This is a genomic window from Paenibacillus sp. Aloe-11 (genome assembly GCF_000245715.1).
GTDB lineage: Bacteria > Bacillota > Bacilli > Paenibacillales > Paenibacillaceae > Paenibacillus > Paenibacillus kribbensis.
In genome coordinates this window covers 45,887-64,566 of sequence record NZ_JH601040.1, presented here as the reverse complement: position 1 = coordinate 64,566, position 18,680 = coordinate 45,887, and the positions used below count along the sequence as shown (strand labels likewise).

15 protein-coding genes and 1 pseudogene are annotated in these 18,680 nt (G+C 51.0%); 9 read left to right on the top strand and 7 right to left on the bottom strand.

The window, feature by feature from the left end; all coding sequences use genetic code 11:
* The 5 genes and pseudogenes from WG8_RS27650 to WG8_RS01405 form a co-directional block, all read left to right on the top strand.
* A pseudogene (locus tag WG8_RS27650) lies at positions 1-303 on the top strand (autoinducer 2 ABC transporter substrate-binding protein); the annotation flags it as partial.
* Positions 293-2,110 carry a sensor histidine kinase gene (locus WG8_RS01420; protein ID WP_007428277.1) on the top strand — a complete coding sequence of 606 codons (1,818 nt, stop codon included), beginning with the start codon at positions 293-295 and terminating at the stop codon, positions 2,108-2,110. The pseudogene WG8_RS27650 and the gene WG8_RS01420, both read left to right, overlap by 11 nt.
* A 28-nt stretch (positions 2,111-2,138) precedes the next feature.
* Positions 2,139-3,788 carry a response regulator transcription factor gene (locus tag WG8_RS01415; RefSeq protein ID WP_007428276.1) on the top strand — a complete coding sequence of 550 codons (1,650 nt, stop codon included), beginning with the start codon at positions 2,139-2,141 and terminating at the stop codon, positions 3,786-3,788.
* 136 nt (positions 3,789-3,924) lie between these two features.
* Positions 3,925-4,275: an L-rhamnose mutarotase gene (gene rhaM, locus WG8_RS01410; protein WP_007428275.1), complete on the top strand. Its 351-nt coding sequence runs from the start codon at positions 3,925-3,927 to the stop codon at positions 4,273-4,275.
* Complete coding sequence (locus WG8_RS01405) at positions 4,272-5,633, top strand: MFS transporter (RefSeq protein ID WP_007428274.1); 1,362 nt, start codon at positions 4,272-4,274, stop codon at positions 5,631-5,633. Before rhaM ends, WG8_RS01405 begins: the two co-directional genes overlap by 4 nt.
* A 121-nt stretch (positions 5,634-5,754) precedes the next feature.
* Here WG8_RS01405 and WG8_RS01400 read toward each other — a convergent pair whose 3' ends face one another.
* From WG8_RS01400 to WG8_RS01380, 5 genes are all read right to left on the bottom strand, one after another.
* Positions 5,755-7,173: a sucrose-specific PTS transporter subunit IIBC gene (locus WG8_RS01400; RefSeq protein WP_007428273.1), complete on the bottom strand. Its 1,419-nt coding sequence runs from the start codon at positions 7,171-7,173 to the stop codon at positions 5,755-5,757.
* A 65-nt stretch (positions 7,174-7,238) separates the two neighbouring features.
* Positions 7,239-8,717, bottom strand: coding sequence for a glycoside hydrolase family 32 protein (locus tag WG8_RS01395; RefSeq protein WP_007428272.1), 1,479 nt, complete (start codon positions 8,715-8,717; stop codon positions 7,239-7,241).
* A gap of 180 nt (positions 8,718-8,897) precedes the next feature.
* Positions 8,898-9,920, bottom strand: coding sequence for a LacI family DNA-binding transcriptional regulator (locus WG8_RS01390; RefSeq protein ID WP_007428271.1), 1,023 nt, complete (start codon positions 9,918-9,920; stop codon positions 8,898-8,900).
* A 168-nt stretch (positions 9,921-10,088) separates the two neighbouring features.
* The gene (locus tag WG8_RS01385; RefSeq protein ID WP_007428270.1) at positions 10,089-10,931 is read right to left on the bottom strand and encodes an aldo/keto reductase; all 843 of its coding nucleotides are present in this window, start codon (positions 10,929-10,931) and stop codon (positions 10,089-10,091) included.
* 31 nt (positions 10,932-10,962) lie between these two features.
* Positions 10,963-12,159 (bottom strand): MFS transporter, encoded by a 1,197-nt coding sequence (locus WG8_RS01380; protein ID WP_007428269.1) that lies wholly within the window; start codon positions 12,157-12,159, stop codon positions 10,963-10,965.
* Positions 12,160-12,348: 189 nt separating this feature from the next.
* On the opposite strand from WG8_RS01380, the gene WG8_RS01375 reads away from it, so the two are divergent.
* Positions 12,349-12,714: a winged helix-turn-helix transcriptional regulator gene (locus WG8_RS01375; protein ID WP_007428268.1), complete on the top strand. Its 366-nt coding sequence runs from the start codon at positions 12,349-12,351 to the stop codon at positions 12,712-12,714.
* A gap of 111 nt (positions 12,715-12,825) precedes the next feature.
* Here the strand turns inward: WG8_RS01375 and adhP are convergent, their stop codons facing one another.
* Complete coding sequence (adhP, locus tag WG8_RS01370; protein WP_007428267.1) at positions 12,826-13,842, bottom strand: alcohol dehydrogenase AdhP; 1,017 nt, start codon at positions 13,840-13,842, stop codon at positions 12,826-12,828.
* A 192-nt stretch (positions 13,843-14,034) separates the two neighbouring features.
* Between adhP and WG8_RS01365 the strand changes: the two genes are divergently transcribed.
* Complete coding sequence (locus tag WG8_RS01365) at positions 14,035-14,874, top strand: carbonic anhydrase (protein ID WP_007428266.1); 840 nt, start codon at positions 14,035-14,037, stop codon at positions 14,872-14,874.
* Between the two features lie 67 nt (positions 14,875-14,941).
* On the opposite strand, the gene WG8_RS01360 is transcribed toward WG8_RS01365, so the two are convergent.
* Positions 14,942-16,228, bottom strand: coding sequence for a Gfo/Idh/MocA family protein (locus tag WG8_RS01360; protein WP_007428265.1), 1,287 nt, complete (start codon positions 16,226-16,228; stop codon positions 14,942-14,944).
* 138 nt (positions 16,229-16,366) lie between these two features.
* On the opposite strand from WG8_RS01360, the gene WG8_RS01355 reads away from it, so the two are divergent.
* Together WG8_RS01355 and WG8_RS01350 are read left to right on the top strand one after the other, a co-directional pair.
* On the top strand, positions 16,367-17,218 hold the full coding sequence (locus tag WG8_RS01355) for a helix-turn-helix transcriptional regulator (RefSeq protein WP_007428264.1): 852 nt from the start codon (positions 16,367-16,369) through the stop codon (positions 17,216-17,218).
* Between the two features lie 169 nt (positions 17,219-17,387).
* A partial coding sequence (locus WG8_RS01350) for a prenyltransferase/squalene oxidase repeat-containing protein (RefSeq protein WP_007428263.1) occupies positions 17,388-18,680 on the top strand: 1,293 nt, incomplete at its 3' end.

Sequence of the window (18,680 nt, the reverse complement as noted above, 5' to 3'; positions counted from 1 at the left end):
GCCGCCGCTCAGGCGGTGCTGGACGGAGGAGCGGCCGGACGGATTCATATTGTCGGCTTGTCGACGCCCAATTTAATGAGACCCTATCTGAATGACGGAACCGTGCGGAACGTTACGCTCTGGAGCCCGAAGAAGCTGGGCTACCTGACGATGGTTCTGGCCAACAATCTGCTGGACAGCGTCAGTCCCGTCAACGGGGAAACGATACGCAATGTGGGAGAGATCCGGGTGAAAGATGATACGGTGATTATGGGAGATCCGCTCGATTTTACGAAGGCGAATGTGGACGAATATGATTTTTAGAGGGAAAAGCTTCCGTTTCCGGGATTTCCGGCTCAGCATCAAGTTGATCATCGTCTATATCGTCTTGACGGCTATTCCCATATCCGTACTCGGCGTAGTCGCCTATCGGCAGTATACCTCCTCCATCGTCGAGCAAATCGGGGAGTATATGCCGAGGTTTCTGGGTCAGGCCAACCTGATGATCGACCAGCGCATCAAGCAGCTGACGGCTCTTCCAGAGCAGCTGTTCAACTCGGGCGAAGCGGTTCGCATCCTGCGGAAAGGATCGTACCAGAGCAGTGCAGACCTGAACAATGATAAATATGTCATGAACAAATACATGTCGGCGACCTATCTGGAAGGAAGCAATCCGGACGTGCTGGGCGTCTTCATTCTATCCAAGAACCGTCTGTTCTCTGCCGCCCGGATGGAATATACGGGGATGAGCGGGGGTGGTCCGCTGATTCCTTACGGACAGGACCTTGATTTGAGGGGCAAAGCAAAAATGCTGCTCTCGACCGATTTCAGCCTCAAATTCCAAAGCGGCGAACCGTTTCTCATCATCATAAAACAGATTGGCGATGTGGAGAACCGGACCGACCTTGGGACGATGTTCATTGCCGTCCGGCTGGCTTTTATCGATGACATTTTGCAGGGATTTGAACAGAGCGAGAACGCCGTCTTTTGGCTGATGAATGATCAAGGAGAGATCTTCTACCATACCGACCGGAGTTTAATCGGGACCTTTGACCGCGAGCTGCCGGATTATCCGGTGCACAGCGGAAGCTTCCTGAAGACCTTCTCCGGGGATAGCACGATCATGAGCATTTCTTCGTCCGCCTCGTACGATTGGCTGCTCGTGCACAGCACCCGTCTTCAGGACATGACCCGAAGGTCCGAGCTTGTGTGGAAGGTGACCAACTATCTGTTCATCGGGTTCGCGGTCATAACGATCGTCATCTCCATCCTGTTCTCGTTCCGCGTCACGCGTCCGCTGGAGAAGCTGAGCCGACTGATGCGCGAGGTCGAGCGGGGCCGCTTCAACGTCGATCCTGGCATACACACCAAAGACGAGGTCGGCATGCTGGCCAGCAGCTTCTCCTCGATGGTGGCGACGATTCAGGATCTGATCCGGCGGAATGTACAGATCGAGCTGAGCCAGAAGGAAGCCGAGCTGTACGCCCTGCAGTCTCAGATCAATCCCCATTTTATGTACAACACGCTTGAGACGATCAGCATGGCCGTCGAAGAGGGCGAGAAGGAAAATGTGGTCAAAATGGTGGCACTGCTCGGGCGGATGCTTCGCTTTTCGGTATCCAATAAAGCTCGTTTTATTCCCGTAGGAGAGGAGATCGGCCATGTAGGGGATTATCTAACCATCCAAAGCTTCCGGTTTGAGGACCGCCTTTCGTTCGAAGTGATCGATACCGGAGATGCGACTCTCTATACGCCGAAATTTATCCTTCAGCCGCTGGTCGAAAATGCCATCAAATACGGCATGGAGGCCAGGCATCGGCTGCATGTCCGTATCGTAATCACCCAGACCGTTGAAAAAGGAAGATCTCACGCCTGCACTGAGTTCCGGGTGATCGATAACGGTCCTGGCATTCCGGAAGCCAGGCTGGAGGAACTGAACGGCCAGCTTAAGCAGTCGGTGACCGAGCGGAAGGATTCGGGATTCGGTTTAAAAAATGTACATGCGCGCATCCAGTTTATGCTTGGCAAGGAATATGGTTTACGGCTGGAAAGCCAGTACGGCAAGGGTACGACCGTTGTTGTCCGCATTCCGTTGCTTGACCGGGAAGCGATTGACGGACTGCCCGAGTAACCGGAAATCACTTAAGGAGCATATGGCTATGGATCCTATCAAAGTGTTGATCGTAGACGACGAGCCCCGGATCTGCCGGGGAGTGGAGCGGCTGGTGACCTCTCTCGGCAAGGAATGGGAGGTCGTTGCCGCTTTGGGGGACGGACAGCAGGCGCTCCGGTATCTGGACAGCTGCGGCGGAGCCGTCGATCTGCTGATTACCGATATCCGGATGCCGGAAATGGACGGATTAACGTTGATCCAAGAGACGCTGAAGAAGTATGAATTTTTCGCGATCGTCCTTACCGGTTACGATGATTTTGAATATGTACAGTCCGCGCTAAGGGGCGGAGCGGCGGATTATATGCTCAAGCCGATCGATCGCGAGCAGTTCGCCGTCCGTCTGGAGGAAATGAAGGCGAAAATCGAAGGACGCAGGCTTGAACGGTATCAGCGGATCGACTCTGTCAAAAAGGAAGATCTGTTAAAACGGACTAGACAGACCCAGGCTCTGGCCTACATTACAGCGGCGGATACGGATTTAACCCATCTCGGTTATTGGGTGAGCCAGTTTCCCGAGGAGCGGTTTCTGCTGATGTACATCAGCCTGGACTCCATGCCAGTCAAGGCCCGGACGTTTGTAGATAAAGACTGGAAGGCGTATTTCTACGCGCTTGAGAACATTATTACTGAAGTGACGGAGGAATCGCAAAGAGAGATCGGCGGAGCAAGCTGGGTCTGGAAGGGCGAGCATTCGGAGTTCTGGGCCCTGCTGGCTCTCCCAGTGGAATCTGCGTTTGAAGAGCTGCATTCTAGGGCCGAGGAGGCCGGAGAACGGATCTGTCGGGCGGTTAGAAGCTTTACGCCGTTTACCGTTTCGGTCGGTTACGGCGACTGGATCGAGGATCTGTACCTGCTGCCCATGATCAAAAGACAGTGCATGGCGGCGGTGCAGCACCGACTGTTGAACGGCGGCAATAAGGTCTTCCGCTTTGAAGACACAGCGGAGGAAGGCAGGGAGCGGAACGAAGACGGGGGACTTGCGGCTCTTCTGCAAAAAATCAAACGAAGCATCGAGCAGGCCGAACCGGACCGGACGGAAAGCGAATGTCGACAGCTGTTTTCGCGGATTGAGGGCTATTCCTCGCCTGCACGGATCAGGGAGGCGGCTGCCAATCTGATGCTGCTGATCCACTCGACGCTGCTGGAGAGCGGAGGCGAGAAAGGCGTCGCCAAGTCGGTGGAGAACGCCCTGCAGGCGGTACAGGAAGCCGTGAATCTCCAGGAGCTGCGCCGGGCGGTGATAACGGAAGCGCGGGGGGCCGCTGAGGCGTTGGTGGAAGCGCGGACACAGCAGAACATAAAACCCGTCGAAGCGGCGAAGGCCTGGATTCAGGAAAACCTCGGAAGCAGCCTGACGATCAAGAAAATCGCGGACGCCGTCTACTTGAATCCCACTTACTTCTGCGAATACTTCAAGTTACAGACCGGGGAGACCGTACTGGATTATGTGACCCGGATGCGGATGGAACAGGCCAGAAGGCTGCTTCAGGACCCGGGGTGCAAGCAGCAGGAGGTCAGCCGTAGCGTGGGCTACCAGGACGTCAAGTATTTCAGCCGGCTGTTCAAGCAGCACTTTGGTCAGCTGCCTTCTCATTACCGGGATTCCCGGCAGCAGGCGCCGAGGAAAGAGCGTTGACGAAACCGAAAGACCCGAAAATTGTCTACCCAAACTGAATATCCTCTCCTAACCGGATCGGCGGCACAGCTTTATAGTTATAAATGTAAACGGTAACAACTGTCGGCCGTTTCACGAACGGAAAGGAGCGGATGAAATGATACGCAAGGCATCGATCATGAAGGTTTTTGCAGACTGCCACGAAGAATACCGCAAACGTCACGATGAGCTGTGGCCGGAAATGGAGGAAATGCTGCTCGCGCATGGAGTGTCCACGTATTCCATTTTCCTGGATGCCGATTCCCATACTTTGTTCGCGTACTTGGAAATCGAAGACGAAGAGCTATGGGCGAAATCCGCCGACACGCCGGTGTGCAGGAGATGGTGGGACTACATGAAGGACATTATGGAGACGAATCCGAATCACAGTCCGGTGTCGATCGAATTGTCGGAGGTCTTTCACCTGGGACATAGACGGCATGCACTTAACGGAGGTGTGCCGCAATGACAACCCAAGCGGTAAAAGGCAAAAAATCCGATTTGAAATCGACGGTTACGGTCGCAATGTCCAATTATCTCGAAGCGGGTTCCATTGTTGCGGGAGCGGGCGGACTGTCCCTGTGGGTCGAGTATTTGAACCTGAACGACGTCAAGGTCGGTCTGCTGGGAGCGTTGAGCGCCAACGGTTTTGGCTCGGCCATCGGCGCCCTGATCGGTGGCTATCTGGTTGATAAATACGGAAGAAAGCTGATCTACAAGTACGACCTTCTCGTCTACATGCTCGGCGTACTGCTCGTCGCTCTGTCCTTCAACTTCCCGATGCTGCTGGCCGGCTATATCATCACAGGGGTAGCGGTCGGTGCCGCCATCCCCGCGGCTTGGACCTACATTTCCGAAGAAGCCCCGGCGGACGCACGCGCATCACGGGTCGGCTACGGCCAACTGGCCTGGTCGATAGGTCCCGCCATTTCGCTGCTGCTCTCGGGTGCGTTGGCCCCGCTCGGTCTTTTGGGTAGCCGGATCATCTTCGGCCAGCTGTTTGTCATCGCGCTGATCACCTGGATCATGCAGCAGCAGATTAACGAGAGCAAGATTTGGGAAGAAGAGAAGGCAAAGGAAGTCAAGCTGCAGGCCAAGGGACGCGCTACGAAGAGCTCCGTCAAGGAATTGTTCACGAACAAGGCCAACCTGAAAGCGATCGTCCTGCTGCTCGGCATCTACTGCTTCTGGAATCTGGTTGCCGGGGTCATGGGTTATTTCATGCCTTATATTTATCAGAAAGTCGGCGGGCTTACCGCGGCAGAGGCCAATCTTCTCCAGGCGTTCCTCTGGGTGCTGACTGTTGCATCCACCTACTTCGTCTTTATAAAGCTGGGGGACAAAATGAACCGCAAGGTCCTTTTCGGCATCGGCGCTTTTATGGGCATTGCGGCCTGGCTTGTTCTGGCCTTCGGCGGCATGGGCTACGCCGAACTGATTATTTTCGTCGTTCTGTGGGGCGTGGCGGCTGGCTTCGGCGCTCAGGCCTTCTACGGACTGTGGGCCGGAGAGCTGTTTCATACGAAGTATCGGGCCAAAGCGCAGGGCTTCCTGTTCAGCGTAGCCCGCGTGGCGGTTGGTCTGATCTCGCTGGTGGTGCCTATGATGCTGTCCTCCGTCGGCTTCAAGATGTCGGGGCTGATCATGATCGGCTTCCTGCTGGTATCGGCTCTAATCGGCATCCTGATGGCTCCGGAGACGAGAGGCAAGACGCTGGAAGAAATCCAGCTTGAACGATACGGTGATGAGGCCGTAAAGGAGACAGAACGGAATATCGTCGCGGCAGTGGCTAACAGCCGGTATGAAAACCCAGTCAGGAGGCAGTGACATGAACCTCAGCTGCATCTATCATAAAAACGGCCGCCCCGCTTGGATACTTCTCTCCAAGACAGAACGACCGTTACAGTTCATTTATATACGTGTGCTTATTCGTACCACCACGGCGATGTTAATTGGAGGAACCCGCTGTTTTGACTTCCTCCAGCATTTTATCGTTATAGCCGAACATCCAGGTCAGGACAAACGCTACAGCCATAGCAGCCAAGTTCGCCAAAATGTAAAGCGGAAGCTGATGGTTCATGTAGAGCAACGTGCCCGGAATGACTGTAATGGCCATACCTGTTGCCGCCAAATGGAAGATGGAGGCGATAAAACCACCAACTGCCCCACCGATCAGCCCCATAACAAAAGGCTTCATATATCTCAGGTTGACACCGAAAATAGCCGGCTCTGTAATCCCAAGAAAAGCAGACAGCGAGGAAGGAAGTGCCAACGCTTTCAGCTTGGCGTTCTTCGTTTTCAGTCCAACCGCCAGACAAGCGGCACCTTGAGCAGCCATGGCGCAGGTAATGATCGCGTTGAATGCGTTCACACCAGTCTTTTCAAGCAGTTGAATTTCCAGAAAATTAAATATATGATGCACACCCGTAACGACGATAATTTGATGCAAGAAACCGATGATAATCCCTGCGATACCAAAAGGCAGATCAAGTACAAAGGTCGTTCCGTGCAGCACCCATTCTTCGAAGGAATGGAAAACCGGACCGATGGCAAACAGCCCGAGTGTAATCATGATTAACAGTGTCAAAAACGGTGTAAGGATCAGATCCAGCGCTTCAGGCACCCGTTTGCGCAGCGCCCGCTCCAGCTTGGCTCCAATCAAGCCTACGAAAAAGGCTGGCAATACCGAGCCCTGATAGCCCACGACAGGAATGAATCCGAGCATCGTCAAGGGGTGGGCAGAGCCGTCCGCCACACCATAAGCGTTGGGCAGAGCCGGGTTCACCAGCATCAGACCAAGCACAATACCCAATACCGGGCTGCCGCCGAATACTCTAAAGGCTGACCAGGCGACCAGCGCAGGCAGAAAAGCAAAGGCGGTATCCGTTAACACCTGTGTAAACAATAGAAAATTAGGTGAAATGTCCTTTGCCGTCATGCCAAACAGAGCGAGAATTTGCGGCTGTGTGAGCAAGCCGCGCAGACCCATGAACAGCCCTGTAGCGACCAGCACAGGAATGATCGGCACAAAGACATCACCGAAGGTACGTATCGAGCGCTGGAATACGTTTCCTTCCTTTTTCGCCTGACTTTTCACCTCTTCTTTCGAGGATCCGGTCACGCCAAGCTTTTCAACCTCTTCAAAAATCCGATTTACGGTTCCTGTACCAAAAATAATCTGATATTGACCTGAATTAAAGAAAGCACCCTTGACCTTGTCGATCTCCTCAACCTTTTTCTGATCAATCTTCTCCTTGTTATGCACCATAATCCGCAGACGTGTCGCACAGTGGGCAAAGGATGCAATATTTTCCTTCCCACCAATCGCTTCAATCACTTCTTTGGCAATTTCCCGGTTTTCTGCCATGATGTCCATCCTCTCGTTCATTCCGTTATGTTATTGATGATTAACGATCCACTTGGTGAATTAGCCTACTCCGTAAAACCCCATTTTACCGCTTGGAAGAGAGCCTCTCCCTTGTCAGCAAAAAAGTGTATTTCGTCACTCTCTGGGTGCGGAAAAATACGACTGGTGAACACCTCTTCCCCATCATTGACGAAAATCTCAACCGAAGACATATCTACAAACAAATGTAGCTTGATATGGTCTTCATTCCATGCACACTGCCGAACCTCGCCATACGAAGCCGCCACAGGCTCGCCCGATTGCGAACGGTCCAGTACTAGCTTACGGCTGACGGCATCATATTTAATCACCGTTCTCTCAGTTGCACTCGCGCGGAATTCAATACCAAACGCCTTGGCGCTCAAAAGATCAACCTCACAAATCAGCTCATAGGCCGTACCCGTGAAGCCCTCATAGGTTTTTCTCTCTGACGATAACGTGTCAGCTACCCGATCCTCACGCTTTCTGCGCAGCGCAGTCAGCTCAGGGACAGGCCGCTGCAAGAGTTTACCCTCATGAAGGATAAGCTCCCTCGGCAGCGTCAGGCAATGCGCCCAACCGTTCGGGTCTGTCGGAGAGTCAATATCCGGCAATCCCATCCATGCCACCATAATACGCCGCCCCTGCGGATCAACCATGGTTTGCGGCGCATAGAAGTCAAAGCCTCTATCCAGCTCGCGGAACGCCCCATGCTCCAATGTCCTTGTCTCGGTATTCAGCGGCTTGCCGATGATGTACCCTGATTGATAAATATTGTGGTATTCATCTCCAGAAGGCTCCAGGCCTTGAGGAGAAAAGACCAATACCCCCGAGCCGTCCAGTTCAAAATAGTCCGGGCATTCCCACATATAGCCAAACGACTCAAGTCCTGTGCGTATTTCTCCCTCAAACTGCCATGAATGAAGGTCCGTTGATCGATAAAGAACGACGCAGCCTGTTGCATTCGTTCTTTGGGCACCAATCACACAGTAAAAGCTGTCGCCGTCCTTCCACAGCTTGGGATCACGAAAATGGTCTGTGTACCCTTCCGGTACATTGGAAATGACAGGATGCTCCCATTTTGTAATGAGACCGCTCTCATCCATAACAGCCATGCATTGATAAGGATGTCTGATCCAGTTTTCATCCCGTGTATTTCCCGTATACAGCATATACAGCTTGCCCTCATGCTCCAGCGCACTGCCCGAATAAGCCCCATGTGAATCAAAGGTATCCCCTGGTGTGATGCCAATGCCTGCATTGTCCCATGTCACCAAATCTTTGGACTTCAAGTGATACCAGTACTTCATCCCATGATCCGTTCCCAAAGGGAACCACTGATAGAACAAATGGTATTCACCCTGGTAATAGGAAAAGCCATTGGGATCATTGAGCAAGCCTGTCGATGGCTGAATATGAAACGTCTGCCGCCAATGGCATTGCTTGACCTTCTCCTGCAAGCTGGCTATTTCACCTGGCTCTGCCTGTTCAATCAGCCGATACTTCTGTTCGTTTGTCATTTTCATAGATGTACCTCATTTTTATTAAAACTCTCGTAATAGGAACCGGTTCCAAACGCATTAAAAAAATACATCGGAACCGGTTCCGATCTGATTAAAAAAATATTTCATCCATGGAATTGCAACCGATTCCACTTGTGCCCGAGTGCTATGGAACCGGTTTCGTAGAAATTATAATCCACCTGTTTAGCGTTTGTCAACGCTTTCTCTTTCAATAAGTGCATAATTCATGACTGTTACTTGCTCTACCGGTTTATGCTCTACCAGCCGCATAATATTTTGTGCCGCTACACGTCCAGCCTCCATATACGGGTATTGCACGGTTGTCAGCGCAGGGTGAATAACCTCTGTAATATCGTATCCCCCGAAGCCGGTCACCGATAAATCCGACGGGATGGCAATCCCTCTGGAATAAGCCGCATTGATCACGCCAAGCGCAATATTATCCGTAGCACACACCATCAACGACGGCTTGAACTGATCCAAGATGGCAGACGCAGCAATCCGTGCATCGGCCATTTTAAATCCGGTTTCATAGTATCTGATATCATACCCGGCAGCCCGCAACGCATCGTCCGTATGTGAACCTGCAGGCAATGCATCCCGAACAGCCTGCCTAAAGCCCTCTTTACGCTGTACGCCAACAGCAACGTCCTTCTCCGTAACACCGACGTAGGCAATTTCACGGTGTCCCTGCGAGAGAACATAAGCGCCGATATCATAGCCCGCATGGTAGTCGTCATGGATCAGGCTATGAATCTGCTCATGCTGCTGGCCCACTAGCAACACCGGAATACGAATGTCACGAATCGCGGTCAGATGGTCATCGGTAATTTGAGCAGCCAGCAAAATAATGCCGGAAATCTTTTGCCGCCCCAGCTCATAGAGGGCTTCGATTTCACGCTTTACATCCTGGCTCGTATTGGAGATCAGCATCTGATAATGCCGGGAACGCAACTCCTCATCTATCCCCATTAGCGTATGAGATGTCGCAAACGAATCCAGACGCGGCACAACGGTTCCGATAATATTGGTCCGCTTCGCCTTCAGGCTCTGGGCAAAGGTATTGGGCACATACCCCGTGGCCTTGACCACCTTTTCAATTTTACGTCTCGTATCCACGCTGACAGCCCCGCCGTTCAAATATCGGGATACCGTGCTCTTGGCCACACCGGCCATGTGGGCTATATCTGCAATTGTTTTATTCATGAGGCCCTCCGGAGTGTTTTCATTTTCACAAGCTTCCAAACCGTCTCTTTTTCCATAACTCTATCATAGCATATGGCGGGGGTGGAATGCTGTGACTCCATACTCATATGAACAAAAACGCCGTTCCTTTCAACGAAGAAAGAAACGGCGCCTTATCATAAGCTGAATTTAAAAGTCGAAGTTATCTGGATCAGGACCTACCCGAAGATTGGCATTCAACGCCTGAATTCGCTCCATATCGTCGCGCGTCAATTCAAAATCAAAGATGTCGGCATTTTCAATAATCCGATGCGGCTTGGTAGACTTGGGAATGGTGACAACTCCCTGCTGTACATCCCAGCGCAAAATCACTTGGGCCACCGATTTACCATACTTGCTTGCTATGTCTTGCAACACCGGATGATCAAGCAACTGGCCCTGCATGAGCGGAGACCAGGCTTCCAATTGAATGCTGTGCTTTTGACAGAATTGCAGCAGCTCTACCTGCGTTAATTGCGGGTGGAATTCCACTTGATTGACCATGGGCTTAATCTCTGCATCCTTCATAAGGTCCTCCAAATGATGAATCTGGAAGTTGCTGACTCCGATCGCCTTGATCCGTCCTTCTTTATACAAGGACTCCAACGCTCTCCAGGCTTCCTTATATTTTCCTTGGACCGGCCAATGAATCAGATACAGGTCCAGATAATCCAGGCCCAGCTTATTCAGGCTTGCCTCATAGGCTGCCCGTGTCTCCTCATAGCCTAAATCTGCATTCCACACCTTGGACGTGACAAACAGCTCTTCTCTCGACAGGTTATTCTCCTGAAGAGCTTCCTGAATGGCCTGTCCTACACTTGTTTCATTCGCATAGATTGCAGCTGTATCTATACTGCGGTACCCATGCTTTATAGCAGCCTTTATAGCATCGACCAGCTCCAAGCCTTCCTCCACTTTAAAGACCCCGATGCCAAACCAAGGCATGCGAACTCCGTTGTGCAAGGTTGTTGTGCTTTGCAAGTTTTGTGTCATTCCATATCTTCCTCTCCAATTTTTATAAGTTTTAGCCTACCAAGGCAGTTGTATCCCTTTTTTCTAGTATACGACTCCAGCCTGTGAGCAGAACCGCCACAAAAACCATAATGGCACCGATCCATGTCGTATGAATGAGTCCCAACGAGTCAGTCACAAGCCCGCCTGCATAAGCTCCGATCGCGATCCCTGCGTTAAAGGCTGCAATATTGACGGCAGAGGCAACATCCACAGCCTTGGGGGCAAAACGTTCCGCTAACATCACTACATATATTTGTAAACCAGGCACGTTCATAAATGCAAGCAATCCCATAAAAAAGATCGTAATCAGCCCCGCCGTTTTAAAAGGTACGGTAAACAGCAGAAGGAACAGAACCACAGCCTGAATCAGGAACATGTATAATAAAGCTGAAAGCGGCTTGCGGTTTGCAGCTTTTCCGCCGATAACATTCCCGATGGCAATCGCAATGCCGTACAGTAAAAGAATGAACGTTACCGTATTGGGCTTAAATCCGGTTATGTCGTGAAGTAATGGAGATAAATAAGTAAACACGACAAACGTGCCTCCATACCCCAGGGCTGTAATGATAAATGCGAGTAGCAAGCGACCGTTGGTAACCAGTTTGACCTGCTCGCGGAAAGGAGTCTTGTTCCCTTTGCGCAGCGTAGACGGCAGCAGCAACAGATTGGCGATAAGTGCCACTATACCAACGACTACAATCGCCATGAAGGCGGCCCGCCAGCCCCATTGCTGCCCAACATAGGTGCCCAGAGGTACACCCGTGACTGTGGCTACAGTCAGCCCGGAAAACATGATCGAAATAGCACTGGCCCGCCGATCATCCGGCACAAGGTCGGCTGCGATGGTGGAACCGATGGACATGAACACTCCGTGAGAAAATGCCGAGATGACGCGTGCGATCAGCAGCAACACAATTCCGCTGGAAACCGCAGCAAGGCTGTTGCCTATTATAAATACAATCATGATCCACAGCAGCAGCGTTTTACGGGGAACACTTGATGTTAGTGAGGTCAGGACAGGTGCCCCAATCGTTACCCCCAATGCGTACAACGTTACAGTTAGCGCGGACATGGTTACGGATATGTGCAAGTCCTGTGCGATCAGGGGAAGCAGCCCTACGCTGATGAACTCGGTTGTTCCTATGGCAAAGGCGCTTACGGCTAAAGCCAGCAGCGGCCAAATACTTCGTTGTTGATCTGACGACATGTTTTTCACTCCTATCTATAGAAATCTTCGACCAGCAGATGTTATTATGAATTATTCAAGCAAGTATGAACAGTACGTACTTTTTAGTAATATAGGTACCAAAAAGTACCCTTAATCAAAGACTATTTAGATCAAAACAGGCAGTTAAGATATGTATAACACGAAGTGAAGCACATGGAGGGATCGGCATTGGGACAGAAAAAATACAACATCTCGGTTGAGGCGACATTAGAGGTGATCGGGGGGAAATGGAAGTGTGTGATTCTGTGTCATTTGACACATGGAAAGATGCGGACAAGTGAATTAAAGCGGCTAATGCCTTCCATCACACAAAAAATGCTGACTCAGCAGCTTCGGGAATTGGAGCAGGACGGCATTGTCAATCGAATCAGCTACAATCAGGTTCCTCCCAAAGTGGAGTACGAGCTTAGTGAATACGGTTGTAGCCTGAAAAGTATTCTGGATGCCCTGTGTGCCTGGGGAGAAAAGCATATTATTAAAGAGTATGGAGATAAATCCGCTGTTTTGGAGGATAACATTCTGAACAAGCTGTAAAGTAAAAAAAGAGCGGTTCAATAGAAAAAAGCGCCCGCAATCAGCAGGCGCTTACGCGCTTATAAAACTCAATTCCAATCTGTACTTATGGAGCTGTGGATCGGCATCATTTTATTTTGTGAAATCAATGACCATGCGCCCCTGAATTTTGCCATTCTCCATCTCATCGAAGATATGATTAATGTCTTCAAGCGGACGTTTTTGTACAATAGGAACGACTTTGCCTTCTGCAGCGAACTGGAACGCTTCTTTAAGGTCTTCACGAGTACCGACCAGGGAGCCGATCACTTGAATACCGTCCAGAACCAGACGCGGAATGTCCAGATCCATCTTATCGGTTGGAAGGCCTACAGCTACAACACGCGCGCCAGCCTTCACAACGTCGATTGCCTGGTTGAAAGGTGTTTTGGCAACAGCAGTAATCACAGTTGCATCCAGACCAGCACCCTTCGTTAACTCCTTGGCCCGGGCGACCGGGTCTTCTTTCAGGCTATTAACGACATAGTCGGCACCGACTTTTTTGGCCAGTTCGAGTTTTTCATCACTGATGTCAAAGGCTACAACTTTGGCATTGAATACGTTTTTTGCGTATTGTACAGCCAGGTTGCCCAAGCCGCCAATGCCGAAGATACCGATCCATTGTCCTGGTCTGACTTCACTTACTTTAACTGCTTTATATGTTGTAACCCCTGCGCAAGTTACACTGCTTGCAGCGGCAGGGTCAAGACGATCCGGTACTTTGACCGCGTAGTCAGCTGTGACAATACATTGTTCTGCCATTGCACCGTCTACCGTGTATCCGGCATTTTTGACTTCACGGCACAGCGTTTCCCGCCCGGTTAAGCAATATTCGCAGTGACCGCAGCTTTCGAACATCCAGGCAATACTTACGCGATCACCTATTTTAAGACTGGTTACTCCTTCACCTAATTCAATGACTTTCCCAATGCCCTCATGCCCCAGAACTCTGCCTGTGACATCACCGAAATCTGCATTTTTAACATGTAAATCTGTGTGGCAAACCCCACAATATTCCACTTGGACTAACGCTTCTCCATGTTTCAAAGAGCGTAAAGGCTTCTCTTCAATACTGACTTTGTTTTCTTTTGTAACAATTGCTGCTTTCATGTGATCTCTCCTTTAACGGCTATATGGAATTATCTTGTAATTTACACTACAGATTATAATAATTTTTACCCAAGGAAAACAAATATATATTCAAGCTCTTTCCTAAGTCCTTGTACCCTTGTGGAGACTTTGTGAAATATTTTACAATGTAAAAAGTTTCACATTTTCTATCTGGAAGAAGGTTAAAGAGCCATGAAAAAAAACTGGAAAGTTTGCCTATCCAGCGTGTTTTCCATTTTCTTGGTCGTATGGATAACAGGATGTACTCCTCAGTCCACGACTTCTAGCACCACCAACACCTCAGCCCCAGTAGCTGACAATGTACACGCGGTCGTTCAGGAAAGTCCGCACTGGTCCTATAAGGGAAATGAGGGACCCGAGCATTGGGGAGAGCTGGAAAAAAATTTTGCCGCTTGTGGTAACGGCCAAGAACAATCGCCTGTCAATATAGAGTATACCCGTTTGGAAGCTTCGCAAACGCAGCAACCGATACAGGCTCACTACACCAATACGAAAGTATCCATACTCAATAATGGACACACCGTTCAAATCAATGCAGCCAGCCCCAGCAATTATATTGTACTGGACGGTACTAAATTTACTTTAAAGCAGTTTCATTTTCATCACCCCAGTGAGCACCAAATAGATGGGAAAAATGCCGATATGGAGCTGCATTTCGTCCATCAGAGCGACAACGGTAGCACAGCCGTCTTAGGAGTACTCATTCAAAACGGCAATGAAAATAAAGCTTTTAGCCGTATTTGGTCCAAACTGCCAACAGATGTTTCCAAGGAAGCGGCTCTGGAGGAGGAAATCAATCTCGCGGCTCTTCTGCCGAAGGACCTGCACTCGATTCGCTACAGCGGATCACTGACTACGCCGCCATGTACCGAGCATGTGAACTGGATAGTCCTGGAGCAGCCTATCGAAATGTCGGCAGACCAAATCAGCCGGTTCGCCACCCTTTTTCCCGATAACCATCGTCCTGTACAACAACTGGGAACCCGTAAGCTGACGACGGATCATCAATGAAAAAGCAACCCCCTCCGCGAATCCAATACGGAGGGGGCTACCTGATTATTATCCCATTGCTGCCTCGCTACAAACGCACCAGCCCCTCCACCTTCACTGGTAGACCTGTACGCATAGAGCGGTTGGCAGCGATGCCTGTTAAAATGGACCATGCGCCATCGATATGTGAGGCCGCACGATGAAAACGATCCTCTGCCGGCTTATCGAAAATATCCCGCAGCATGACTGGATCGCCCCCACCATGACCACCTACACCTTCCTCAACTTCGACTTCATAAGGTGCGGCAAAGTGAGGATAAATCGTGATGGTCTTCTCTTTTAACGCACCCTCATCTGCCTTGCTGCCACCGGAATTAACGTAGGACTGCTCGGATACCCGAACCTCCATCCGTCCCTTGGTGCCGTTAAATACGATGATAAAGCCCTCCCAAGGCAGGTAAGCATTTAACGAGTAGTTCATCACTGCCTTGTTCTTGTACTTCACCATGACACTGAGTGTATCCTCGATGCTGATATTGTCGCCAAATACGCTTTGATCACGCAGATAGCCATCCTCATGCTCCGCATCCAGATACATGCTTTTCAGATGCTCGTTACGGTCCAGATGCAACGCAAAAGGGTCATTTTCCGCCGCCTTGCTGCCGTAAGCCCGTTGGTAGAACTCCGTCACACCGCGCTGCTCGGCATTTTCCCGGCCATAAAATTTCAAATCGCCCATTGCATATACCGTCTCTGGCTTCGAGCCGAGCCAAAAGTTCATCAGGTCAAAATGATGCGTCGATTTATGCACCAGCAGACCGCCGCTATTGCGCTTATCCCGGTGCCACCGACGGAAATAATCCGCACCATGCTGTGTGTTCAGCAGCCATTCGAAATTGACCGACAAAACATCGCCAAGCGTCCCGTCCATAATAATCTCGCGGATTTTCGTATTATGCGGGGCATAGCGGTAGTTAAAGGTGACGCGCAGCTTGCGTCCGGTGCGGTCTATGGCGTCCAAAATATCCTGGCATTTGTCCTCGTCCACGGTCATCGGCTTCTCGGAAATGACATCACAACCCAGTTCCATCGCCCGGATAATATACCGATGATGTACTCGGTCAACGGTCGTGACGATCACGATATCCGGCTTCGTTTCCGTGATCATCCGGTCGAATTCATGAGCTTTATAGGTCGGAATCGGCTCATGGTCGTATTTCTCCTGCAGCAGCCGATTGGCATAATCCATTCTCGTCTGATTGACATCACAGAACGCGATCAGCTCCGAGGTATCCTTGAAAACGGTAACAACTTCACCGTAAAAAAATTCGGCTCTGCCTCCAGTGCCCACAAGTGCATATTTGATTTTAGTCAATTGGTTCACACCCTTTACATGAATTGCTTTTATTTTATAGTATAAAAAAGAGCAAAATCTTCGCTTTTATTGTGAATTTATTCGAAAAGTATGCATATATTATCCTCATGCATTCGTTCATGAAAGGAGACTGTCGATATGATCGCCACCCCCCGTTTTGCCATCGAGCAAGCGCTGCGGACGGTCCCGTTCAGCATGTCCGCCGACCATGTCCACCAAGCGCATGAAATCTACTATCTGCTGGCAGGAGAACGATACTACTACATTAATCAGCGGGTATACGCGCTACAGAAGGGCGATTTGATCTGGATCAGCAAACACGATTTTCACCGTACAAGCAACAAGGGGAGCGGCAGCCATGAGCGAATTTTGATCAATTTCGATGAATCGTTTGTAGCCACGCCTATGCCTGTCGCTCCGTCCAGCGACCACAACCCGCTTCTTTTACCTGAGAAAAGCTTCCTGCTGCGACCTTCGGCGGAGGAACAACGCGAGCTGGAGCACCTGTTCCGGCAAATGCTGGATGAGTACCATCAAGAGCACGCATACCGCCATATATATCTCCAAAGCTTGCTGCTCCAATTGCTTATCCGGATAAGACGCATACAATCTACCGCTCCCGATACCATTGCACCGGAACGCAGCGAGAAGCAGCAGCGAGTATATTCGATCATTGAATACCTGCATGCACACTATGCCGAGAAGCTGTCGCTGGATCAACTGGCGGGGCATTTTTATATTAGCAGCACGTATTTGTGCCGTATTTTCAAGCAAACCACAGGCTTTACCTTAGTAGAGTATCTTCAGGATGTCCGGGTACAGCAGGCACGGGCGTATCTGAGAGAAACAAACTGGAAAGTGACTGCCATTGCTGAAAAAACGGGCTTTGACAGCATCGCTCACTTTGGCCGTGTATTCAAGCAATACACTGGGCATACCCCGTTACAGTATCGGAAAAAGCACCAAAAGGAGCAGGGAAACGGACGATAGCGCGTGAAAAAAACGGAACAGCAGCCTGTAACGAGTGGTCGCGATGACCGTCTCCACTTTACGCCCGCATTCCGCCACGTCGCTTTCTCGGTATATTTTTTACAAACACGAAAATCGGTTTCCCGAGCCTCATATAATGGGGATGACGATAACAAGGAGGGGGCAGGGAATGGGCCAAAACATTACCGGAATCCACGAGGAGATCCGCCGGCTGTCCGGCGAGCTCATCCAAAGGCAGCAGCCGGACGGCACCTGGCGTTTTTGTTTCGAAAACGGGACGATGCTCGACGCATACGTGATCATTCTTTTTCGCACGTTAAACGCGGAGAAGGAGGACCTGATCCGGGGGCTGCATGACCGCATCCTTGCCGCGCAGCAGCCTGAAGGCTGCTGGAGGTGGTATAAGGACGAGGAAGAAGGCAATCTTTCTGCGACGGTCGAAGCGTATTACGCGTTGTTGTACTCCGGGTACAGTCAGCCAAAGGACGAATCGGTTCAGCGGGCGAAGCAATACATTCTGGACCGGGGCGGGATCGGAAAAGCGGCGAGCCTGCTGACCAAAACGCTGCTGGCTGCGACCGGGCAAAGGAAATGGCCCGCCTCGCTTTCGCTCATTCCGATTGAAATGCTGCTGCTGCCTTCCTCTTTACCGCTCAGTTTTTTTGATTTTTCCGCCTATTCCCGCGTCCATCTGGTCCCGCTGCTCATTATGGCCGATCGGAATTTTTCCGTTAAAACCGCCCATACTCCCGATTTAAGCGAGCTTTATACCAACCGAAGCCCAGCCGAGGAGCCGCTTTCCCGGGAAAACCGCGAGCTGCTGGAGTATATCCAGTCCGCACTCGGCCATCTGGTCGGCACACCGCAGCGAATCCACCAAGCGGCGGTAAAAAAGGCAGAGCAGTATATGCTGGAACGGATTGAGGGAGACGGAACCCTGTACACGTACGCCAGCAGCACCGTGCTGATGGTGTTCGCGCTGCTGGCCCTCGGATACGACCCGCAGCATCCGGTGATCACGCACGCGGTTGACGGCTTGTCCGCCATGTGCTGTAAGACTGGCGGATACACCACCATCCAAAACTCCCCCTCCACCGTCTGGGATACCGCCCTACTGGCCTATGCGCTGCAGGAAGCCGGAGTGAGCGTCCGGCATTCCGCGATGCAAAAAGCTGCCGCCTATTTACGGTCCAAGCAGCATCGCAAAGCCGGAGATTGGCAGATTCACAATCCCGGCACCGCCCCCGGCGGCTGGGGGTTTTCCGACACCAATACGATCATCCCCGACGTCGACGACTCCACGGCCGCCCTTCGCGCCATCCACAGCCTGTCTGAACGCGATCCCGCTTATCTCGAATCCTGGAACCGCGGCCTAAACTGGGTGATATCGATGCAAAACGACGACGGAGGCTGGCCGGCCTTTGAAAAAAACACCAACAAGGAAATGCTCACCTGGCTGGCG